Origin of the sequence: Sphingobium yanoikuyae, assembly GCF_034424525.1 — a bacterium.
Classification (GTDB): domain Bacteria; phylum Pseudomonadota; class Alphaproteobacteria; order Sphingomonadales; family Sphingomonadaceae; genus Sphingobium; species Sphingobium yanoikuyae.
In genome coordinates this window covers 4,887,394-4,907,811 of record NZ_CP139979.1, presented here as the reverse complement: position 1 = coordinate 4,907,811, position 20,418 = coordinate 4,887,394, and the positions used below count along the sequence as shown (strand labels likewise).

The 20,418-nt window shown below is 65.4% G+C and carries 20 protein-coding genes; 10 read left to right on the top strand and 10 right to left on the bottom strand.

All coding sequences use genetic code 11. The features are described 5' to 3' along the window. Window positions 1-116: 116 nt before the first annotated feature. Entirely contained in the window at window positions 117-1,856 is a 1,740-nt protein-coding gene (locus U0025_RS22880) for a PHA/PHB synthase family protein (RefSeq protein WP_004209972.1), read from the bottom strand. 143 nt (window positions 1,857-1,999) lie between these two features. Here U0025_RS22880 and U0025_RS22875 point away from each other — a divergent pair, with 143 nt between their 5' ends. The 3 genes from U0025_RS22875 to U0025_RS22865 all read left to right on the top strand — a co-directional run bounded on the left by U0025_RS22875 (window position 2,000) and on the right by U0025_RS22865 (window position 4,471). Then, a complete protein-coding gene (locus U0025_RS22875) occupies window positions 2,000-3,211 on the top strand; it encodes an LL-diaminopimelate aminotransferase (protein ID WP_004209971.1) in 1,212 nt (403 codons plus the stop codon). A 235-nt stretch (window positions 3,212-3,446) separates the two neighbouring features. Then, entirely contained in the window at window positions 3,447-3,923 is a 477-nt protein-coding gene (locus U0025_RS22870; RefSeq protein ID WP_037507334.1) for a DUF2721 domain-containing protein, read from the top strand. Then, complete coding sequence (locus U0025_RS22865) at window positions 3,920-4,471, top strand: (2Fe-2S)-binding protein (protein ID WP_004209969.1); 552 nt, start codon at window positions 3,920-3,922, stop codon at window positions 4,469-4,471. The genes U0025_RS22870 and U0025_RS22865 overlap by 4 nt, the downstream gene beginning before the upstream one ends. Window positions 4,472-4,480: 9 nt before the next feature. On the opposite strand, the gene U0025_RS22860 is transcribed toward U0025_RS22865, so the two are convergent. The 3 genes from U0025_RS22860 to U0025_RS22850 all read right to left on the bottom strand — a co-directional run bounded on the left by U0025_RS22860 (window position 4,481) and on the right by U0025_RS22850 (window position 8,398). Then, window positions 4,481-5,290 carry a DODA-type extradiol aromatic ring-opening family dioxygenase gene (locus U0025_RS22860; protein ID WP_004209967.1) on the bottom strand — a complete coding sequence of 270 codons (810 nt, stop codon included), beginning with the start codon at window positions 5,288-5,290 and terminating at the stop codon, window positions 4,481-4,483. 65 nt (window positions 5,291-5,355) lie between these two features. Next, a complete protein-coding gene (locus U0025_RS22855; protein WP_004209965.1) occupies window positions 5,356-7,920 on the bottom strand; it encodes an HWE histidine kinase domain-containing protein in 2,565 nt (854 codons plus the stop codon). Then, the gene (locus U0025_RS22850) at window positions 7,913-8,398 is read right to left on the bottom strand and encodes a biliverdin-producing heme oxygenase (protein ID WP_037490866.1); all 486 of its coding nucleotides are present in this window, start codon (window positions 8,396-8,398) and stop codon (window positions 7,913-7,915) included. The genes U0025_RS22855 and U0025_RS22850 overlap by 8 nt, the downstream gene beginning before the upstream one ends. 298 nt (window positions 8,399-8,696) lie before the next feature. Between U0025_RS22850 and U0025_RS22845 the strand changes: the two genes are divergently transcribed. The 3 genes from U0025_RS22845 to U0025_RS22835 all read left to right on the top strand — a co-directional run bounded on the left by U0025_RS22845 (window position 8,697) and on the right by U0025_RS22835 (window position 11,048). Then, window positions 8,697-9,626 (top strand): RcnB family protein, encoded by a 930-nt coding sequence (locus tag U0025_RS22845; RefSeq protein WP_037490864.1) that lies wholly within the window; start codon window positions 8,697-8,699, stop codon window positions 9,624-9,626. Window positions 9,627-9,726: 100 nt separating this feature from the next. Further along, on the top strand, window positions 9,727-10,404 hold the full coding sequence (locus U0025_RS22840; protein ID WP_004209961.1) for a 2OG-Fe(II) oxygenase: 678 nt from the start codon (window positions 9,727-9,729) through the stop codon (window positions 10,402-10,404). A 173-nt stretch (window positions 10,405-10,577) separates the two neighbouring features. Beyond that, the gene (locus U0025_RS22835; RefSeq protein WP_004209960.1) at window positions 10,578-11,048 is read left to right on the top strand and encodes an RcnB family protein; all 471 of its coding nucleotides are present in this window, start codon (window positions 10,578-10,580) and stop codon (window positions 11,046-11,048) included. 187 nt (window positions 11,049-11,235) lie between these two features. Here the strand turns inward: U0025_RS22835 and U0025_RS22830 are convergent, their stop codons facing one another. After that, window positions 11,236-12,816: a lysine--tRNA ligase gene (locus U0025_RS22830; protein WP_004209959.1), complete on the bottom strand. Its 1,581-nt coding sequence runs from the start codon at window positions 12,814-12,816 to the stop codon at window positions 11,236-11,238. Between the two features lie 131 nt (window positions 12,817-12,947). Here U0025_RS22830 and U0025_RS22825 point away from each other — a divergent pair, with 131 nt between their 5' ends. From U0025_RS22825 to U0025_RS22810, 4 genes are all read left to right on the top strand, one after another. Further along, window positions 12,948-13,319 carry a PilZ domain-containing protein gene (locus U0025_RS22825; protein WP_004209958.1) on the top strand — a complete coding sequence of 124 codons (372 nt, stop codon included), beginning with the start codon at window positions 12,948-12,950 and terminating at the stop codon, window positions 13,317-13,319. A 49-nt stretch (window positions 13,320-13,368) separates the two neighbouring features. Continuing rightward, a complete protein-coding gene (locus tag U0025_RS22820; protein WP_004209957.1) occupies window positions 13,369-16,122 on the top strand; it encodes an ATP-dependent DNA helicase in 2,754 nt (917 codons plus the stop codon). Window positions 16,123-16,213: 91 nt separating this feature from the next. Beyond that, entirely contained in the window at window positions 16,214-16,756 is a 543-nt protein-coding gene (locus U0025_RS22815) for a SixA phosphatase family protein (RefSeq protein ID WP_004209956.1), read from the top strand. Window positions 16,757-16,758: 2 nt separating this feature from the next. Beyond that, complete coding sequence (locus U0025_RS22810; protein WP_004209955.1) at window positions 16,759-17,283, top strand: GNAT family N-acetyltransferase; 525 nt, start codon at window positions 16,759-16,761, stop codon at window positions 17,281-17,283. A 6-nt stretch (window positions 17,284-17,289) separates the two neighbouring features. On the opposite strand, the gene U0025_RS22805 is transcribed toward U0025_RS22810, so the two are convergent. The 5 genes from U0025_RS22805 to rpmF all read right to left on the bottom strand — a co-directional run bounded on the left by U0025_RS22805 (window position 17,290) and on the right by rpmF (window position 20,375). Next, the gene (locus tag U0025_RS22805; RefSeq protein WP_004209954.1) at window positions 17,290-17,634 is read right to left on the bottom strand and encodes a MerR family transcriptional regulator; all 345 of its coding nucleotides are present in this window, start codon (window positions 17,632-17,634) and stop codon (window positions 17,290-17,292) included. An 82-nt stretch (window positions 17,635-17,716) separates the two neighbouring features. Beyond that, window positions 17,717-18,013, bottom strand: a complete 297-nt coding sequence (gene ihfA, locus U0025_RS22800; RefSeq protein WP_004209953.1) for an integration host factor subunit alpha — start codon at window positions 18,011-18,013, stop codon at window positions 17,717-17,719. Window positions 18,014-18,138: 125 nt separating this feature from the next. After that, window positions 18,139-19,107, bottom strand: coding sequence for a beta-ketoacyl-ACP synthase III (locus U0025_RS22795; RefSeq protein WP_037490861.1), 969 nt, complete (start codon window positions 19,105-19,107; stop codon window positions 18,139-18,141). Beyond that, on the bottom strand, window positions 19,104-20,129 hold the full coding sequence (plsX, locus tag U0025_RS22790; protein ID WP_010336845.1) for a phosphate acyltransferase PlsX: 1,026 nt from the start codon (window positions 20,127-20,129) through the stop codon (window positions 19,104-19,106). Before plsX ends, U0025_RS22795 begins: the two co-directional genes overlap by 4 nt. A gap of 66 nt (window positions 20,130-20,195) precedes the next feature. Further along, complete coding sequence (gene rpmF / locus U0025_RS22785) at window positions 20,196-20,375, bottom strand: 50S ribosomal protein L32 (RefSeq protein ID WP_004209950.1); 180 nt, start codon at window positions 20,373-20,375, stop codon at window positions 20,196-20,198. Between the last annotated feature and the right edge of the window lie 43 nt (window positions 20,376-20,418).

Here is a 20,418-nt window from a genome sequence, read left to right as displayed (position 1 = left end):
CACAATAAGCCTTATCCCAAAGGATTACAAGGCCCATTGTGCAGTGCAACAAATCAGACATATTGATGGCTTGGCACTGATCAGCGGCCAATGGGGAATGGCTGAAATCCGCGCCTCTAACGGGCTTTTACGTAACGTCCGGGCGCATCTTCTATTGCCCGAAGCTTGCCGCCGCCCGGCTTGCGCGCGCCGCGGACAGCCACCTCGCGCGAATCGATGCCGCGCAGCCATTCGGCCCAGTCGGGCCACCAACTGCCCTTGGTCTCGCGCGCAGCTGCAACAAAATCATCCAGCGTCGGCTGCGGTGCATCGGCGGTCCAATATTGATATTTCTGCGCGACCGGCGGGTTGATGACGCCGGCGATGTGGCCCGAGCCTGCCAGCAGGAAGCGCACCGGCCCGGCGAGATGCTCGGTCAGTTTCCACACGCTTTCGAGCGGGGCGATATGATCCTCCTTGCCGGCCTGGACATAGGCGGGGGTGTGGATCTGCGTCAGGTCGATCGGCGTGCCCGCGACGCTGATCGCGCCGGGCACCACCAGCATATTGTCGCGATAGAGCTGAGTCAGATAGTCGCGATGCCAGCGCGCCGGCAGGTTGGTGGTGTCGCCATTCCAGTAGAGCAGGTCGAAGGGCGGATAGTCCATGCCGAGCAGGTAGTTGTTGACCACATAGTTCCAGATGAGGTCGCGCCCGCGCAGCAGGTTGAAGGTCGCCGCCATGTAGCGCCCGTCGAGGAAGCCGCTGGAGGAGAGACGGTCGACCAGCTTCATCTGCTCGTCATCGACGAACAAAGTGAGGTCGCCGGCCGCGCTGAAATCCACTTGCGCCGTGAAGAAGGTCGCGCTCGCCACCTTGTCGGCTTCGCCCCGCGCCGCCAGCAGCGCCAGCGTGGCGGCCAGCGTCGTGCCGGCCACGCAATAGCCGATGGTGTGGAGGCTGGGCACGTTCAACAGGTCGCGCACCGTATCGATCGCGTCGACCTGGCCGTTCAGGATATAATCGTCCCAGACCATGTCCTTCATCGAGGCGTCGGCCGATTTCCACGAGACGAGGAAGACGCTGATCCCCTGGTCCACCGCCCATTTGACGAAGCTTTTTTCGGGCGAGAGATCGAGAATGTAGAAGCGGTTGATCCAGGGCGGGAAGATGATGAGCGGCGTCGCCAGCACCTTGGCCGTCGAGGGCGCATAATGGATGAGCTGGTAGAGCGGGGTTTCGTGAACCACCTTGCCCGGCGTCGCGGCGATGTTGCGCCCCAGTTCGAACTGAGTGCCATCGGTATGGGTGAGCTGGCCCTTCTCCATATCGGCCAGCATATGCTGGAGGCCCTTCACCAGATTCTCGCCGCCGCTCTGGATCGTTTTTTCCACGACCGTCGGATTCATCAGCGGAAAGTTGGACGGCGCCATCGCATCGAGCATGCCGGTGGTGGCAAAGCGCAGCTTGGCCTTCGCCTTGGGATCGACGCCGTCGACCGCATCGGCCAGGTTCATCAGATAGTCGGAGATCAGCAGATAGCTTTGCCGGATCAGGTCGTAGAAGGGATGGGTCGTCCAGGCGGGATCGGCAAAGCGCCGGTCCTTGCGCGCGGCCGGGCTGTCGGCCGGCGGCGGATCGGGCTGGTCGCGCAGCAGGCCGCCGGAATCGAGGAAGCGCTGCCACAGCGCCAGCCCTTCATCGGCAAAGCTGGTCTGGATGCGGGCGACGGTTTCGGGATCGAAGGGCAGCACCCGGCCGGTCGCGCCCGCCGCCTGCTCCAGCATCAATTGCTGCGCGCGGCCCAGCACCTGGGTCCATTTCTGCATCTCCGCCAGGGTCGGGAGATGGGGCTCCAGGACATCCTGCGTTTCCATGGCCACCTTCCTCCTCCTGGCATTGCCGATATCAGCCGCTTTCACTGGCGCGCCGCAGCCTGGCGGGTTATAGCCAGATTGTGACACGCCGAATGCGTGCCACGCACTATTCCTTACCGAGAGCTTTCAGGAAAGCCCCTATAATGTCCGAAGAATTCTACCGCATGAAGCGCCTGCCGCCCTATGTCATCGCCGAAGTGAACGCGATGCGAGCCGCAGCCCGCGCCGCGGGAGAGGATATTATCGACCTGGGCATGGGCAATCCCGACCTGCCGCCGCCCGATCATGTCATCGCCAAGCTGGTCGAAGTCGCCAGCAAGCCGGACGCCCATGGCTATTCCCAGTCCAAGGGGATTCCGGGCCTGCGCAAGGCGCAGGCCAATTATTATGGCCGCCGTTTCGGCGTCGATGTCGACCCGGAAACCGAAGTCGTCGTGACCATGGGGTCGAAGGAGGGGCTTGCCAGCCTCGCCACCGCGATCACCGCGCCGGGCGACGTGGTGCTGGCGCCCAACCCCAGCTACCCGATCCACATGTTCGGCTTCATCATCGCAGGGGCCACCATCCGGTCGGTGCCGACGACGCCGGACGAGAATTATTTCCGCGCGCTCGACCGCGCCATGGCCTTCACCGTGCCGCGCCCGTCGATCCTGGTGGTCAATTATCCGTCCAACCCGACGGCCGAGACGGTGGACTTGGCCTTTTACGAGCGTCTGGTCGCCTGGGCGAAGGAGAACAAGGTCTGGGTGCTGAGCGACCTCGCTTATTCCGAGCTTTATTATGACGGCAATCCGACGCCCTCCATCCTGCAGGTGCCGGGCGCCAAGGATGTCGCGATCGAGTTCACGTCCCTGTCCAAGACCTATTCGATGGCCGGATGGCGCATCGGCTTTGCGGTCGGCAACAAGCAGCTGATCGCGGCGATGAGCCGGGTGAAATCCTATCTCGACTATGGCGCCTTCACGCCGATCCAGGCGGCCGCCTGCGCCGCGCTCAACGGCCCGCAGGACATCGTCGCCAAGAATCGCGAACTCTATCACAAGCGCCGCGACGTGATGGTCGAGAGCTTTTCCCGCGCCGGATGGGACATTCCCGCGCCGCGCGCGTCGATGTTCGCCTGGGCGCCGCTGCCGCCCGCGCTCAAGGACATGGGGAGCCTGGAATTTTCCAAGCAGCTGCTGACCCATGCCAAGGTCGCGGTCGCGCCGGGCGTGGGCTATGGCGAGGATGGCGAAGGCTATGTCCGCATCGCCATGGTCGAGAATGAGCAACGGCTCCGCCAGGCGGCGCGCAACATCAAGCAGTATCTCAAGTCGATGGGCGTCAACACGCCCTCGTCCAAGGGCGCGGCCTGACCTATAGACCTGACATGACGGGCGGACGCTGCGGCTGTATCGCAGCATTGCCCGTCATGTGCGCATTGCTCGTCCTCTTCGTAGCGCTCGTCATTGGCGATTGTCATATTGATGCCGGTGACACCCAATGCGCAGCCGGGAAACGACAGGCAGCGATCACCCTGATCCTTACACCTCTCGCAGGCATCGCCACTTTTGTCCTTGTCCACTGGTTGATAGGGAGAAGGAAATGACAATGATCCCCCTTCCGCAGGTCAGCCAGGTCGCCCAGACGATCCAGCTGGCGCTTGCCCCCGTCTTCCTGCTCGCCGGTATCGGCGCGTTCCTGAACGTCTGCGTCAGCCGACTGGCCCGCATCATCGATCGCGCCCGCGCGGTCGAGGAATGGGTGCTGAGCACGCGCGGCAAGGAGCATGACCGGATGGTGAGCGAGATCCGCGTGCTCGACCGGCGCATGAGCGTGGTCAATGGCGCGATCTTCCTGTCGGTGGCGTCGGCCTGCGCGGTCTGTCTGGTCGTCATCCTGCTGTTCGCGGGCAATTTGTTCAACGCCCATCTGGGTACGCCGGTGGCGATCCTGTTCAGCCTGGCGATGGTGCTGCAGGCGGCCGCGTTCGGCACCTTCATCCAGGAAATCCGCCTGGCGTCACGCACCATCCATATCCGCAACGAGGTACTCTACCACAAGGTGGAGGAGGAAGAGGCGGCATGACGCGCTTCACCGTCAACGACCGACCGGTGCAATATCGGATGGATCCCGAGACGCCCCTGCTGTGGGCGCTGCGCGACGCGTCGAACCTGACGGGGACCAAATATGGCTGCGGCACCGGCGATTGCGGCGCCTGTACCGTGGATATCGACGGCGAGGCCGTGCGGTCCTGCCAGGTGACGATCGGCAAGACCGAGGGCCGGTTCGTGACGACGATCGAGGCGCTGTCGCCCGATCGCGGCCATCCGCTGCAACAGGCGTTCGCGGCCGAAAATGTCTCCCAATGCGGTTATTGCATGTCCGGCATCATCATGGCGGCGTCGGTATTGCTGCGGCGGACCAACGACCCGACCGATGCGGAGATCGATGCGGCGATCACCAATATCTGTCGCTGCGGCGTCTATCCCCGGCTGCGCGGCGCGATCAAGCGTGCCGGCCGGATCATGCGCGACGAGGATCAGGCCGGCGACGGTCCGATCCAGGCCGCACCGCCGCCCGGCATCACGCCGGACGAAGCGGTGCGGGCCGTGCCGGCGCTGCGCAAACCCTAGATATCGGCCTTAACCGAAACGATAGCCGGAAACCGTCCAGCCCAGCACCGTGCTGCGATGGGCGCAGATGGCGGCATCCTCGCCGCCGGCCCCCAGCGCCACCATCAGCGGCAGCAGATGTTCCTCGCGCGGATGGGCGAAGCGGGCATGGGGCAGATGATTCCAGGCGGCGATGCGCGCCGCCCGGCGAGCCGGATCGGGATCGGTCACGGCATCGCGCAGCGCATCGTCCCATTCGCGCGAGGGCGCCGTCGCCATCGCGCCGCGCACGCGTAGATTATGGAAGCTCATGCCCGATCCGACGATCAGCACGCCTTCATCGCGCAGCGGCGCCAGCGCGCGGCCGGCGGCGATATGGGCGGCCGGATCGAGATCGCGGCGCAAGGACAATTGCGCGACCGGAATGTCGGCATTGGGCAGCGCGACCTTCATCGGGATGAAGACGCCATGGTCCCAGCCCCGTTCGGATTCGCGCGCTGTGGGAAAGCCCGCCTGTTCCAGCAGTTCGGCCGCACGATCGGCAAGCGCGGGTGCGCCCGGCGCGTCCCAGCGGAGCTGATAGGTGTGCGGCGGAAAGCCGAAATAGTCGAACAGCAAGGGCGGACGGGTGCCGTCATGGACGGTGAAGCCCGGCGTTTCCCAATGGCCGGACACCAGCAGGATCGCGCGCGGCCGTTCCGGCAGGTCGGCGATCAGGCCGGCAAGATAATCCTGCATCGGCTGCCACATGGCGTCACTGTGCGGGTGCTGGGGATCGGCGGGGTCCATGAAGAAGCAGGGACCACCGCCATGGGGGATGAACAAGGCAGGCTGTTTCATGCCCGCCTAGATCGGATGTCGGCGCCGCCCGCGCAACGCGCCAGGCGGAAACCGACTGTTTCCTGTCAGCCCCTGGCCAGCATCGGGGCGATCGCCTGGGCCAGGGTCGCGCCCGAATAGGGTTTCTTGAGCAGGATGACGTCGCTGAAACGATCCGGCAGGTCGACCCCGTCGCCATAGCCGGTGGCGAACAGGAAGGGCACGCCGCGTTCCGCCAGCATGTCGGCGATCGGCAGGCTGGTTTCATTGCCCAGATTGAAGTCGAGCACGGCGAGGTCGACCGGATGGAGCGTGATCGCCTCATGCGCGCGGCCGATGCTGGCGGCAGTCACCACCTGCGCGCCGAGGTCGCGCAGCGCATCCTCGCCATCCATGGCGATGATCATATTATCCTCGACCAGCAAAATCTGCCGCCCCTTGAGCAGATGCGGTGAGGGAGCGGGCGCCGGCTTGGCGCGATCGGTGCCGGCCACGTCGGGCAGGATCGAGGCAACATGGGCGGACGGAATGCAGAAGCGCGCCTCCAGCCCCGCCAGCCGATAATTGACCTCCGCCCGGCCATCCAGATCATAGGGAATGGAACGCTCGATCACGGTCGAGCCGAAGCCCCGGCGCGAGGGCGCGACGACCGCCGGACCGCCGCTTTCCAACCAGTGGAGCAGCAGGCTGCCCTCGGCGTCGACATGCCAGTCGATCGCGACCGATCCATTGTCGGACAGCGCGCCATATTTGGCCGCATTGGTCAGCAGTTCGTGGATGACAAGCGCCAGCACGGTGAAGGCGGCGGGGGTCAGCAGCACATTGGGGCCGGTCAGCTTCACCCGGTCACGCCGGTCGCCGAGATAGGCGCCGGCCTCCACCTCGATCAGGTCATAAAGACGCGCGGGCGCCCAGCGATCAGCGGTGATCTGGTCATGGGCGCGGGCCAGCGCATGGACGCGGCTTTCCAGCGTGCCAATGAACTGGTCGACCGACATGGCGCTGTCGCGGGTCTGGGAAATCAGGCCACGGATCAGCGCGAGAATATTGCGGACGCGGTGGTTGAGTTCCGCGATCAGCAATTCCTGCTTCTCATGCGCGCGCTGCCGTTCCTCGTCAGCGGAATCGGACAGGCGCAGGATCACTTCCAGCAGCGCCGTGCGCAGCGCTTCGGCGACACGCAGTTCGGCCGGCATGAAGGCGACGGCCGTGCCCTTCACCAGTTCCGACCATTCCTCGAAGCTCTTGCGCGGGGTCAGGCGCGGGCCGTTGGGGCCATATTCGATATGCTTGTCCTGCTTGCCGGCCCAACGGACCGAGCGCAGCTGTTCGGCGCGGAACAGCACGACATAGTCGCGCGGCCGGCGCGAGATCGGAATGGCGAGCAGGCCGGCGGCGCGATCGGCATGGGCCAGCGCTTCCGGCATGATGCGGGCGATACTGTCGGTGGTATAGACCTGGCTGGCGGCGGTGCGGTTGAGCATCGACACGATCGCGGCGAAGGACGGCTCGTCCGGTGTCAGGCCCGACAGGGTCATCTGCCCGTCGATATAGATACCCACGCCATCGGCGGGGATCGTGTCGAAGATGATGTCGCCCAGCCAGCGGGCATTGGACATCAAGTCATGATCCTGCGCGACGGCGGAGAGCAGCCGGTCGGCGACCTGGCGGGCCTTGCCCTCATAGCTGGCGGTTTCCGCCCGCTCGCGCCCTTCCAGCATCATCGAGAAGATCTGGCCGAACAGTTCGGCGGCACTGCGCTGCGCGAAGCTGGGCAGGCGCGGCGCATAATGATGGCAGGCGAACAGGCCCCACAGCTTGCCATCGACGATGATTGAGATGGAGAGCGAGGCCCCCACCCCCATGTTGCGCAGATATTCGATATGGATCGGCGACACCGCGCGGGTGACGCAGAGCGACATGTCGAGCGCGGCGCCGGCGGGATCGAGCGCCGGGATGACCGGCACCGGCGGCGCGTTGATGTCGGCGATCACCCGGAAGATGTTGCGCATGTAGAGCGCGCGCGCCTGCGCCGGGATGTCGGAGGCCGGATAATGCAGGCCGAAGAAACTGTCGATTCCGGGACGCAGCGCCTCCGCCACCACCTCGCCATCGCCATTGTCGGCAAAGCGATAAACCATCACCCGGTCGAAGCCGGTGAGCGCCCGGACCTGGCGCGCGCCATCGCGCAGGAAGGCGGTCATGCTGTCCGCCTGCGCCAGCCGTGCAACCATCGAGCGGACCATGGAACTGGCCTCCATCTCGTCGGGCACGGCAGGCTCCGCCTCGATCACCACCAGTTGGCCGGAGAAATGGACAGCAACGTCGAACGGCGCACCGCCCTCCACCAGCGGCAGCGAGAAGACCCGCTCCACCGAATCGGGGCCACGCAGCAGGGTGATGCGGTTGCGCAGCGTGTGGATCGCATCGGCGGTGAAGAGCGCGCTGATCGGCTGGCCCAGCATCTGGTCCGGCGCCAGGCCGATATGGTCGGCACTGTTGGTCGAGACGCGCGACACCAGCCAGTCGGCGGTCAGGGCAACGAGAAAGCCGAAGGGCTGGACCGTGCCAAGCACATGAATCGGCTCGCGATCGCAATTATTGATGTCGACGGCGAAGCCCTGGGCTTCCGGGCTGGTCACATCAGTCACAGGCGACCTCCCGCTCGGCGCGCGCGCCGGCTTCGAACAGGGTGAAGGCGGCCCGCGCCCCGGCGATCGCATCGTCCAGCCAGTCCGCATCGCCCTCAGCCGCTGCGGCATCCAGTTGCTGCTGGAACGCAACCCAGCCGCCCTTGGCATGAACGGCCGAAAGATAGGCGCGGAGCAGATCCTGGGCGACCTGGCGCGCAAGCATCGCGCCGCCCAAGCGCGATCCTTCGAGCGCATAGAGCAGGCCCCAGCGAAAGCCGTCGCCGCCAGTGGACGGCATCGACAGCGGCGCAGGCATAGCCTCCCCCAAGGCCGCCAGATCCTGCGCCATCAGCGCGAGGCGCGGCGAATCGGGCTGGGCGACCGGCTCCAGCGCGGCGATCGCGCGGGCATGGGCGCGCAGGAACGCCCGGTAATCGGGCGCGGAAGCGAGCGAAAAATGGGAAAACAGGTCATCGACCCGTTGATGGCTCTCCATCGTCGCGGCGCGCAGGGCCTGTCTTGTGCGGCCGGCATCGGCGGTTCTTATCACCCGTTGGTCCTAAAGGTTGTTTGTCGGCACTGCACTGATCTGGATCAGCTTTGCGCCGAACAGCCCATTTACCGGGCTTTTCCGATGCAAGATGGTGGGATGGATGGAATGATCGAGATTGTCCATTGTTCCGGGACAGAATCTTTCAAATCGCTGACAGAAGAGTTCAGCATCGCGACATCGCCATCGGCGTAGAGATGCGGCATGAAGGGAACAGATGGTTCCCGCACGAGGAATCGGAACGATGCTGAGGAAATGGATGCTGGCCGGCCTGATGGGTGCGACGCTGCTGGGCGGCGTGGCACCGGCCTATGCCCAGCGTGGCGACAATGGCGGCGGTCCGCGCGGCGAGCGTGGCGCCGGCAATCCCGGAAACCGGGGCGGCGACATGCGCGGTTCCCAGGGCGGCACCCGCTGGCAGGGTGGCGGTGATCGCGGCAATGGCAATGCTGGCGGACGTCCGCAAATGGCGGCGCCTGCACAGCGCTGGCAGGGTGGCCCCGAGCGGGTAAGCCGGCCGGACCAGCGGCCCGATCAACGCGCCGATCGCCCCAATGGCAATTGGCAGCGTCCCGGCAATCCGACCCCCGGCATGCAGCCGGTCACCCGCCCCGACCGCCCGGACGGACGCGGTGATGGACGCCGGCCCGACGCCCGCCCGGATAGTCGCGCCGATTGGAACCGGCAGGTCTGGGACCGCGATCGCAACGGGCGTGACTGGAATGATCGTAATCGCGATGGCCGCCCCGACGATCGGCGCTGGAGCGACAATGACCGGCGCGGCGATCGTCCCGGCTATCCGGGCAATTGGAACAATGGTGGCCCCCGCTATGACGATCGCACCCGTTGGGCCGACCAGCGCCGCTGGGACAATGGCTGGCGCCAGGACCGGCGCTATGACTGGTATGGCTATCGCAGCCGCTATGGCGACCGTTACCGCATGGGCCGCTATTATGCGCCGTCGGGCTGGAATTATGGCTATCGCAGCTTCTCGATCGGCGTGTTCCTGTCGGGTCCGCTCTATGGCAGCAATTACTGGCTGAACGATCCCTATTATTACCGCCTGCCGCCGGCCTACGGCACGATGCGCTGGATCCGCTATTATGACGACGCGCTGCTGGTCGATATCCGCGATGGCTATGTCGTCGACGTGATCCGCAACTTCTTCTGGTGACAGCCTCCTGAACTGGCCTTCAGGACACTGGGCCCGGTGCGACACCGCACCGGGCCCTTTTTCATTGCGCAGCGCCGACGGGAAATGGCAGGGAGGCGGCATGAACGAGATAGTGGATGATGGCGGCACCGCGTCGCCGGCCCGCGCCGCGATCGGCGATCGGGTGCGCGAGAAACTGAACCGCAACCCGCTGGTCAGCCGCATCGACAGCCCCCATCTGGAAATCTATGGGCGGCAGGATTTCCTGGGCGCCGAAGAATGCGCGGTGATGCGCGCGATCATCGATGCCGGTGCCCAGCCCTCTACCCTGTTCACCGGGCGGGAAAATGCCGATTATCGCACCAGCCACAGCTGCAATCTCGACCGGGAAGACCCGCTGGTCCATGCGATCAGCGCCCGCATCTGTGCGATGACCGGGCTGGAGCCCGACCATGGCGAGACATTGCAGGGGCAGCGCTATACCCAGGGCCAGGAATATAAGGTCCATTGCGACTATTTCCCGGTCAATGCCAGCTATTGGCCCGACATGCGCAAGACCGGCGGCCAGCGTAACTGGACGGCGATGATCTATTTGTCGCCGGTCGAGGGCGGGGGCGAGACCCATTTTCCGCGCTGCGAATTCATGGTGCCGCCGATCGAGGGGATGATCCTGATCTGGAACAACCTGAAGCCCGACGGTGCGCCCAACCCCTATAGCCTGCACGCCGCCCGGCCAGTGGCTCAGGGCACCAAATATGTCGTGACCAAATGGTTTCGCGAACGTCCCTGGGTTCGCTGACCCAGAAGGTCGCGCGCCATTACACTTTGCGACATAAATGACTGGTTCCTGACAGCGCCGTTCCCGGACGGTTCAGCGAATCCACTCCATATTCAACATGTTGGTAAGGGAACCTGCCCCGCTTGAAGCGGTTGGAAGCGTCCCCGAGCCTCCAGATTGATGGGAGTAGAAATATGCGCAAGATCATCATCCTTGGCCTTCTTGCGGCCACCGTCGTCCCCAGCGTCGCTTCTGCCCAATCCTATGGCGAAGCCCGCCGCAGCGAGCAGCGGCTGCGCGAAGACCAGCGCGACCTGCGCGCAGCCCAGCGCTATGGCGATCGCCGCGATGTGAAGGAAGCCCGTCGCGACGTCCGCGACTCCCGCCAGGAAGCGCGGGAAGACTGGCAGGATTATCGCCGCAGCCACCGCGACGTCTATCGCGCCGGCAACTGGAATGCGCCCTTCCGCTATTCGCGCTGGAATGCCGGCGCTCAGCTTCGCCCGGCCTATTATAGCTCGCGCTATTATATCGCCGATCCCTATCGCTATCGCCTGCCCCGTCCGGCCGCCAATCAGCGTTGGGTCCGCCACTATAATGACGTGATGCTGGTGAATGTGCGTACCGGCCGGGTCATGACCGTCCATCGCGGCTTCTTCTGGTAAGCCGGACGACGAAACAGAAAAGGCCCCGGACAGCGATGTCCGGGGCCTTTCTTTACCCCCTTGGCCGCGCCCCCCGTTTCCGGGCGGGCGCGGCCGATGCCGTGCCAGGCACGCCATCAGTCCGAAAGGGGGGTGGACCGTTCGCGAAACGCCCCTCGCGCGCGATGGTTCCCCCGCTTCTTTCCGATCAGGCGGCCAGCGCCTGCGCAATCAGCTTGCGGCTGTTGTCGATGCCATAGAGCGCGATGAAGCTGCCCATGCGCGGCCCTTGATCGGCGCCCAGCAGCGTCTGGTAGAGCGCCTTGAACCAGTCGCGCAGTTCGGCAAAGCCAAAGGCTTCATCCTTGCCGATGGCATAGACGATATTCTGGATATCCTCCGCGCTGGCATCGGCCGGCAAGGCGGCCAGTTCTTCGTCCAGCTGGCGCAGTGCGGCGGCTTCGTTGGCGTGCGGCGCCCGGCGCTGGAGCGTCGGCGCGACGAAATCGCGATGATAGGCGAGCGCATGGCCGATCAGCGCGTCCAGTTCCGGATAGGTTTCCGCGCTGGCGCCGGGCACATAATTTTGGAGATAGCTCCACACCTGTTCGCGGCTGGCATCGCCCATCACGCCGACCAGATTCAGCAGCAGGCCGAAGGTCACCGGCAACTCGCCCTGCGGCAGCTTGCCATCATGGATATGATGGACCGGATTGCCCAGCTGCTGCTCGATCGCCTGCTTGGGATAATTGCCGCGGAACTGCCAATATTCGTCGACCGCGCGCGGGATCACGCCCATGTGCAGCTGCTTGGCCTTCTTGGGCTCGCGATAGGCGTAGAAGGCCAGGCTTTCCTGCGGACCATAGGTTAGCCATTGTTCGAGGCTGAGGCCATTGCCCTTCGACTTGGAAATCTTCTCGCCCTTTTCGTCGAGGAACATCTCGTAGTTGAAGCCCTCGGGCGGACGGCCGCCGAGCGCGCGACAGATTTTCGACGACTGGGTGACCGAGTCGATCAGATCCTTGCCCGCCATTTCATAGTCGACGCCCAGCGCATACCAACGCATCGCCCAGTCGACCTTCCACTGCAGCTTGGCGCCGCCGCCCAGGATCGACTGCTCGATCGTCTCGCCTTCGTCGACGAAGCGGACGATACCAGCCTCGGCATCGACCACCTCGACCGGAACCTGCAGCACGATGCCGCTCTTGGGGCTGATCGGCAGCACCGGCGAATAGGTCGCCTGCCGTTCCTTGCGCAGGGTCGGCAGCATGATGTCCATGATCGCCTGATAGCGGCGCAGCACCTGGCGCAGCGCTTCGTCGAAGGCACCGGCCTGATAGCGTTCGGTCGCGGACACGAATTCATAGTCGAAGCCGAAGCTGTCGAGAAATTCGCGCAGCATCGCATTATTGTGATGTGCGAAGCTTTCATATTTCTCGAACGGATCGGGCACCTGGGTCAGCGGCTTGCCCAGATAGTCGGCCAGCATCGCCTGGTTCGGCACATTGTCCGGTACCTTGCGGAAGCCGTCCAGATCGTCGCTGAACGCCACCAGCCGGGTCGGGATGTCCGACAGCGCGTGGAAGGCGTTGCGGACCATGGTGGTGCGCAGCACTTCGTTGAAGGTGCCGATATGCGGCAGGCCCGACGGGCCATAGCCGGTCTCGAACAGGATATGGCCTTTCTCCGGCGCGCCATTGGGGTAACGCTTGAGAAGCTTGCGCGCCTCCTCATAGGGCCAGGCCTTGGACGCGTTCGCGGCGGTGCGGAGAATGTCGGATATGGTCATGATGCCAAAGCCCCTACCGCCGCGAAGGGCGAAAGGGAACGGCTTTTGGAGGCAAAAACGCGTTAAACCGGGCTTCATATTTAGATTTTGTTCACCCTGTTCCTCCATGGTCTGGTCATATGGAGGCTCCCATGCAGACACCCCGCAGCCGCGAACGGATTCCCGTCGACATCGCGATCACCATCACGACCGTGCTCGACAGCCTGGAAGGGACGATCGTCGATCTGAGCGCGGGCGGCGCGCAGGTCGTCGGCTGTTCGCTGCCGACCGGAAGCCAGTGTCAGCTGGATATTGACGGCTATAGCGTGTTCGGCACGGTGCGCTGGTCGGAAGAGGACCGGATGGGCATCCGTTTCCCCTATATCCTGACCGAAGGGCCGTTGTTCGAACAGCTGGAAATGGCGCGCCTGGCCCGCCGCGCGCCGGTGGCGTTCCAGCCCCGACCGGCTGCGCCCGCCTTCACCTATTCCGGCCCCATGGGTTTTGGCCGCCGGACCAATTGATCGGCGCATTTCGGTTTCCCTTTTGTTCGCCTTGCCCTAAGCCGGGCGGGTGATCGATCCTGCTGCCCTGCCCGCCCTCCATGCCAGCCATGGCGGCATCTGGCTGCGCGAAGGCAGCCGCACCATGGGCGTCGCCAAGGGGCAGGCCATTGCCCGCACCGCCGAGACGCCGACGCTGCTGCTCAATGCACCGCTGACCGGCCAGCGGCTGGGCTATCCCGATCTCAACGGCCTCGACCTGCTGGAACTCTGGGCCTTCGTCCATCCAGCCCGCTTCCTGGTGCCCACGCCCAAGGGGCTGGCCGAGGCGCTGGACCTGCCGCAACCGGCACAGGAAGGCGATATCCCGGCCCTGTTGCAGATGGCGGCGCGGGCCCTGCTCGACCGGCTCGATTCCCCGGAATGGAAAGAAAGAGAAGGCGGCTGGACCGCGGCGCAGGCGCTGCACCGGCTGCGCTGGCCCTGGTCGCCGCTGGTCGCGCCGCGCATCAGCCGCCCGGCGGAGGCCGAACGCTGGCTCTTTTCCAAGCTGCCCGAATGGGAGGAGGCCGCACCCCGCCCTGCCCCGCGCACCGTGGCGATGGAGGAGGAGGCCGTGCTGGCGCGGCTTGACAGCCTGACCGGACCGAGCGCCGAACCCCGCCCCGGCCAGCGCGCCTATGCCGCCGCCGCAATGGAGGCCTTTCGCCCGCGCAGCCATCGCGACCAGCCCAATATGTTGCTGGCGGAAGCCGGCACCGGCATCGGCAAGACGCTGGGCTATCTCGCTCCCGCCTCGCTATGGGCGGCGCAGGCGCAGGGCACGGTGTGGATATCCACCTATACCAAGGCGCTGCAACGCCAGCTCGACCGGGAATCGCTGCGCCTGTTCCCCGATCCGGCGACCGCCGCGCGACGTGTGGTGGTGCGCAAGGGGCGGGAAAATTATCTCTGCCTGCTCAATCTGGAAGATGCGTTGCAGGGCGGTTTTGCCGGCCGCGCCGCCATATTGGCGCAACTGGTCGCGCGCTGGGCCGCCTTTTCCAAGGATGGCGACATGGTGGGCGGCGACCTGCCCGGCTGGCTGGCCATCCTGTTCCGGCGCAACGGCTCCACCGCGCTGACCGACCGGCGCGGCGAGTGCATCTATGCCGGCTGCCCGCATTACCGGAAATGCTTCATCGAACGGTCGGCGCGGGCATCGGCCGAGGCGGACATCGTCATCGCCAATCATGCGCTGGTGATGATCAACGCCGCGCGCGGCCGCGAGACCGGGCAGCGCCCGCAACGCATCGTCTTCGATGAGGGCCATCATCTGTTCGACGCCGCCGATTCGACCTTCTCGGTCGCACTGTCGGGGCAGGAGGCGATCGAACTGCGGCGCTGGGTGATGGGACCGGAAGGCGGATCGCGCGGCCGCCGCCGGGGCCTGGCGGCGCGCCTGTCCGACCTTGCCAGCTATGACGAGGAAGGCGGCGAGGCGATCCGCACCGCGGTGGAAGCTGCACGCGCTTTACCGGCCGACGACTGGCTGAAACGGATCGTCGCGGGCGAGCCTTTCGGACCGCTGGAGGAACTGCTCGCCACGGTGCGCGGCACCGTCTTCGCGCGCGCCGCCGACAGTGGCGAGGCCGATGCCGGCTATGGGCTGGAGACAGAACTGGCCGAACCCGATGGCCCGCTGGTCGAGGCGGCGCAGGAAGCGGCGATCGCCCTCGATGCGCTGCTGAAGCCTCTCGTCCGCCTGTCCAAGCGGCTGGAGGCGGTATTGGAGGATGCGCCCGACTGGCTCGACGGCGCGGCGCGGGCGCGGATCGAAGGGGCGATCGGATCGCTGGGCTGGCGCCGCGACCTGATCAGCGCCTGGCTGGCGCTGCTGGCCCGGATCGGCGGCCCGGCCGACCCCGATTTCGTCGACTGGATGACCGTCGACCGGGTGGAAGGGCGCGAATATGATATCGGTCTGCACCGCCACTGGCTCGACCCGACCCGGCCGCTGGCCGAGGCAGTGCTGCAACCCGCGCAGGGGGTGATCGTCACTTCCGCCACGCTGAAGGGCGGCGGCGACTGGTCCAATGCCGAGGCGCGCAGCGGCGTCACCCATTTGCCGCACAGCGCCGAGCGGTTCGAGGCGGCCAGCCCGTTCGACTATCCCGATCGCGCCGAAGTGCTGATCGTCACCGACATCAAGCGCGGCGACATCGCCGCCATGTCGGGCGCCTATGCCCGGCTGATCGAGGCATCGGGTGGCGGCACGCTGGGCCTGTTCACCGCGATCCGGCGGCTGCGGGCGGTGCATGCGCGCATCGCCGACCGGCTCGCCCGCGCCGGCCTGCCGCTCTATGCCCAGCATGTCGATCCGATGGATACCGGCACATTGGTCGATATCTTCCGCGACGATCCGCGCGCATCGCTGCTGGGCACAGATGCGCTGCGCGACGGCGTCGATGTGCCCGGCCATTCGCTGCGGCTGGTGGTGATGGAGGGCGTGCCCTGGTCCAAGCCGACCGTGCTGCATGCCGCCCGGCGCCTGGCGGGGGGTGGCAGCGCCTATGACGACCGGCTGATCCGGGCGCGGCTGGCGCAGGCGTTCGGCCGGCTGATCCGCCGCGCCGAGGACAAGGGCAGTTTCGTGATCCTGTCCGCCGCCATGCCGAGCCGACTGCTGAGCGCCTTCCCGCCCGGCACGCCGATCCGCCGGCTGACGCTGGACGAGGCGATCATCGCCGTCAGCGCAAAGATGCAGGCGCGGGACATGCAGGACGCTGGTCTTGGCGACCGAACAACGTTAGGGCATCAGGGAAGCGAACCCGGCATGCGGTGACCCGACAGGGCACGGCGCCTTTGTTTTCTGCGTTTTTGCGAGTCGGCAGGAGATATTCCGCCGCGACAAGGCGCGAGGAGCTGGAGCGAGAATGAAGCGGTTGACCCTGTTGCGCCATGCCAAGTCCGATTGGGACGATCCGGTCGCGCGGGATTTCGACCGGCCGCTCAACCGCCGGGGGGAAAAGGCCGCGCTGTTGATGGGCCAGTTCGCCGCGCGCAAGGATATGCGGTTCGACCTGCTGGTCGCCTCCCCCGCTGCCCGCGTCGTGCAGACGCTCGATACCTTCTTCACCGGCTATGGCGAAACGCTGGACGCGCGCTGGGACCGGCGCATCTATCTGGCCTCTGCCCCGACCCTGATCGACGTGCTGCGCGATTTGCCGGACGAGGCGGACAGCGTGCTGATGGCAGGGCATAATCCCGGTTTCGAGGAACTGATCCTGAGCCTGGTCCCCGATGATGGCGCCAATCCGCTGCGCGAGGATGTGGAGATCAAATTCCCGACCGCCAGCATCGCGGTGATGGATCTCGCCATCGACCAGTGGGAGGCTACGACGGACAAGTGCGGCACATTGCTGAGCTTCACCCGTCCCCGCGACCTGGACCCGGCGCTGGGGCCGGGATCGCGCTGAGCTTGACCACGCCGATTCACTGGCGACCGGCTGTCGCCTCCGACGCCGCCGCATTGTCGATATTGGGCGGCGCCACCTTCCTGGCCAGCTTTGCCCATGACCATCCCGGCGAGGCGCTGGTCGCCCATATCCGCAAGGCGCATGGCGAGGACTATTATCGCGCCGCCCTCGCCGATCCGGCCCAGACGATCCTGATCGGCGAGACGCCATTGGGCGCGCCGGTCGGCTATGCGCTGATCACCCCGCCCGACCTGCCGGTGCCGACTGACGACCGGACGGATGTCGAACTCAAGCGCATCTATCTGCTGAGCGGGTGGCAGGGTGGCGGCAATGGCGACGCGCTGATGGCGCTGGTGCTGGCGGAAGCCCGGCAACGCGGCGCACGTCGGCTACTGCTGGCCGTCTATCCACAGAATGATCGGGCGCGGCGCTTCTATGCCCGGCATGATTTTGTCGAGATCGGCGAACTGACCTTCATGGTCGGGGACGTGCCGTTCCGCGACCTTGTCTATGCCCGGACGCTCTGATCGCGATCAGCGACCCAAGGCCCGCGCCAGATCGGCCCGGATGGCTTCGAGCCGGGCGATCAGGTCCGGCTCCGGCGTCGCGGCGGGCAGCGGATCGACCGCTATATCGTCCGTGCCATAGGCCAGCGCCTTCTGCGCGCCCTTGACCGTGAAGCCCTCGACATTGAGCAACTGGTTGATGCGCCGTGCCAGCGCCACATCGGCAGGACGATAGTAGCGCCGGTTGCCCGATCGCTGGAGCGGACGCAATTGCGGAAAGCGGGTTTCCCAATAGCGCAAAATATGTTGGGCAAGACCCAGCTCTGTCGCCAGTTCGCTGATGGTCAGAAATGCGCCCTCGGCCTTTTCCATGGGCGCAATGTTGCACCCATAGTCCCGTAAAGGTCAACTACGGTAAATATACGCCAATATTACAAAAGCTGACCGAATTGCCTCAGGTCGAGGCAACGCGGTCCCGCATCGTCTGGCTCGCGCGGAATGTGAGCACCCGGCGCGGCTCGATCGGCACCTCGATCCCGGTCTTCGGGTTGCGCCCCATGCGCTCATTCTTGTCGCGCAGGACGAAGGTACCGAAACTCGAAATTTTCACATTTTCGCCGCGCTCCAGCGCAGTCGACATATGTTCCAGGATCGATTCGACCAGTGCCGCCGCTTCCGCGCGGGACAAGCCAATGTGACGATTGACGCTCTCCGCCAGATCAGCGCGGGTCAGTGTGCCAGTGCCGGTCATCGCAAATCCCCAATGTGCCCCCCTGCATCATCTGCCGGGGCAAATGATTGCGACACAAATGTGATGCATGTTGGGTGATTCGGCAAGCAGGTCAGATACGTAGGGGCGATCGTTTCGCCGCCGTATCAGACCCGCAGGACGCAGGCGCCCCAGGTGAAGCCACCGCCCATCGCTTCCAGCACGATCAGATCGCCGGCCTTGATCCGGCCATCGCGGGTCGCCGCGTCCAACGCCAGCGGCACCGAGGCGGCCGAGGTGTTGGCATGCTGGTCGACGGTGACGACGACCTTGTCCGGGGAAAGCTTGAGCTTGCGCGCGGTCGCGTCGAGAATCCGGGCATTGGCCTGGTGTGGCACCAGCCAGTCGATGTCGGCGGGCGTCATCTCCGCCATCGCCATCACTTCCTTGAGCACGGTGGCGAGATTCACCACCGCATGGCGGAACACTTCCTGCCCCTTCATGCGGACCTTGCCCACCGTCTGGGTGGTCGAGGGACCGCCATCGACATAGAGAAGCTGGTTGTGGCGGCCATCGGCATGCAGCTTGGCGGCGAGGATGCCACGCTGGCCTTCCGCGCTTTCCTCCGCGCCGAGCACGACGGCGCCGGCACCATCGCCGAACAGCACGCAGGTCGCGCGATCTTCCCAATCGAGAATGCGGCTGAAGGTTTCCGCGCCGATCACCAGCGCGCGCTGCGCCGCGCCCGAGCGGATCATCGAATCGGCGACCGTCATCGCATAGAGGAAGCCCGAGCAGACGGCCGCGACGTCGAAGGCGACGCAGTCATCGATGCCGAGCGCGGCTTGCACCAGCGTGGCGCTGGCCGGGAAGGTCTGGTCCGGGGTCGCAGTCGCCAGGATGATGAGATCGATATCCTGCGCGGCAAGGCCGGCCGCCTCCAGCGCGCGCTTCGCGGCATCGGTCGCCAGCGTGGTCGTGGTCTCCCCCTCGCCGGCGATATAGCGGGTGCGGATGCCGGTCCGTTCGACGATCCATTCGTCGCTGGTGTCGACGGTCTGCGCCAGTTCCGCATTGGTGACGACGCGTGCGGGCAGGGCCGAGCCCGTGCCCAGGAGAACGGATCGACGCATCACTTGACGGGCAGCTCCAATTTGGACGCGACGGCGGACAGATCCTGCACCCCGGCCATGTCGGCGGCGATGCGTCGCGTGATATCCTCTTCCAGCAGGCGGGCGGCGACATGCACCGCATTGGCCACGCCCTTGGCGTCAGCGCTGCCATGGCTCTTCACCACGACCCCGTTGAGGCCGAGGAAGACGGCGCCATTATGATTGTTGGGATCGAGATGATGCTTGAGCAGATGCATCGCCGGCTTCGAGATCAGGAAGCCGATCTTGGACCGCAGCGAACTGGAGAAGGCGCGGCGCAGCAGGTCGGCGACGAAGCGGGCGGTGCCCTCGGCCGTCTTGAGCGCGACATTGCCCGAGAAGCCGTCGCACACGATTACATCGGTTTCCCCGCGGCCGATCTTGTCGCCTTCGGTAAAGCCGTCGAACGAGAATGGCAGGGTGTCGGCTGCGCGCAGCACGGCGGCGGCATCACGGATCTCGTCCGTGCCCTTGAGCTCTTCGGTGCCGATGTTGAGCAGGCGCACGCGCGGCCGCTCCAGATCGAGGGCGATGCGGGCATAGGCCGCACCCATCACCGCGAACTGGACGAGATTGCGCGCATCGCACTCGGTATTGGCACCAAGGTCGAGCATGACGACATCATTGTCGCCAAGGGTCGGCAGCATCGCTGCCAGCGCAGGCCGATCGACACCGGGCATCGTGCGCAGCGCCAGCTTCGCCATCGCCATGAGCGCACCGGTATTGCCGGCGGAAACCGCCGCACCGGCATCACCCGACTTCACGGCGTTGATCGCCATGCTCATCGAGCTGCTCTTCTTGCGAATCGCGACGCTGGGCTTGTCCGTGCCCTCGACGATCGTGTCGGAATGCACGACTTCCGACGCCGCCCGCAAATTGGGGTGGTTGTCGAGAGCCGCCTTGATCCGGGTCTCGTCGCCGAAAAGGGTGAAGCGGAGTCCTTCGTGCCGGCGACGGGCAAGCGCAACGCCTGCCATCATCACCCGCACGCCTTCATCCCCGCCCATCGCGTCAATTGCGATTCGCGGTTGGCTGGACACTGAGATCACCCCTTTGCGGAGATCGAAAAAGTCTTACGCCCCGACGGCGATGACTTCGCGGCCGTTATAATGGCCGCACGCGTCGCACAGATTGTGGGGACGCTTCAGTTCACCGCAGTTCGAGCATTCCTGGAATGCTTCGACGCGCAGCGAATCGTGGCTGCGACGCATGCCACGCTTGGACGGGGAAGTTTTCCTTTTGGGGACAGCCATGTCGGCACCTGTTTCCGTAATTAAATCTGGTTATGCGACTGGC

Excerpts from the sequence above, each read along its gene's own strand:
- rpmF (WP_004209950.1), bottom strand. The coding sequence starts at position 20,375 with ATGGCTGTCCCCAAAAGGAAAACTTCCCCGTCCAAGCGTGGCATGCGT.
- U0025_RS22840 (WP_004209961.1), top strand. The coding sequence starts at position 9,727 with ATGAACGAGATAGTGGATGATGGCGGCACCGCGTCGCCGGCCCGCGCC.
- U0025_RS22845 (WP_037490864.1), top strand. The coding sequence starts at position 8,697 with ATGCTGAGGAAATGGATGCTGGCCGGCCTGATGGGTGCGACGCTGCTG.
- U0025_RS22875 (WP_004209971.1), top strand. The coding sequence starts at position 2,000 with ATGTCCGAAGAATTCTACCGCATGAAGCGCCTGCCGCCCTATGTCATC.
- U0025_RS22850 (WP_037490866.1), bottom strand. The coding sequence starts at position 8,398 with ATGGAGAGCCATCAACGGGTCGATGACCTGTTTTCCCATTTTTCGCTC.
- U0025_RS22830 (WP_004209959.1), bottom strand. The coding sequence starts at position 12,816 with ATGACCATATCCGACATTCTCCGCACCGCCGCGAACGCGTCCAAGGCC.
- U0025_RS22815 (WP_004209956.1), top strand. The coding sequence starts at position 16,214 with ATGAAGCGGTTGACCCTGTTGCGCCATGCCAAGTCCGATTGGGACGAT.
- U0025_RS22835 (WP_004209960.1), top strand. The coding sequence starts at position 10,578 with ATGCGCAAGATCATCATCCTTGGCCTTCTTGCGGCCACCGTCGTCCCC.
- U0025_RS22880 (WP_004209972.1), bottom strand. The coding sequence starts at position 1,856 with ATGGAAACGCAGGATGTCCTGGAGCCCCATCTCCCGACCCTGGCGGAG.
- plsX (WP_010336845.1), bottom strand. The coding sequence starts at position 20,129 with ATGGGCGGGGATGAAGGCGTGCGGGTGATGATGGCAGGCGTTGCGCTT.
- U0025_RS22865 (WP_004209969.1), top strand. The coding sequence starts at position 3,920 with ATGACGCGCTTCACCGTCAACGACCGACCGGTGCAATATCGGATGGAT.
- U0025_RS22805 (WP_004209954.1), bottom strand. The coding sequence starts at position 17,634 with ATGGAAAAGGCCGAGGGCGCATTTCTGACCATCAGCGAACTGGCGACA.
- U0025_RS22860 (WP_004209967.1), bottom strand. The coding sequence starts at position 5,290 with ATGAAACAGCCTGCCTTGTTCATCCCCCATGGCGGTGGTCCCTGCTTC.
- U0025_RS22870 (WP_037507334.1), top strand. The coding sequence starts at position 3,447 with ATGATCCCCCTTCCGCAGGTCAGCCAGGTCGCCCAGACGATCCAGCTG.
- U0025_RS22825 (WP_004209958.1), top strand. The coding sequence starts at position 12,948 with ATGCAGACACCCCGCAGCCGCGAACGGATTCCCGTCGACATCGCGATC.
- ihfA (WP_004209953.1), bottom strand. The coding sequence starts at position 18,013 with ATGACCGGCACTGGCACACTGACCCGCGCTGATCTGGCGGAGAGCGTC.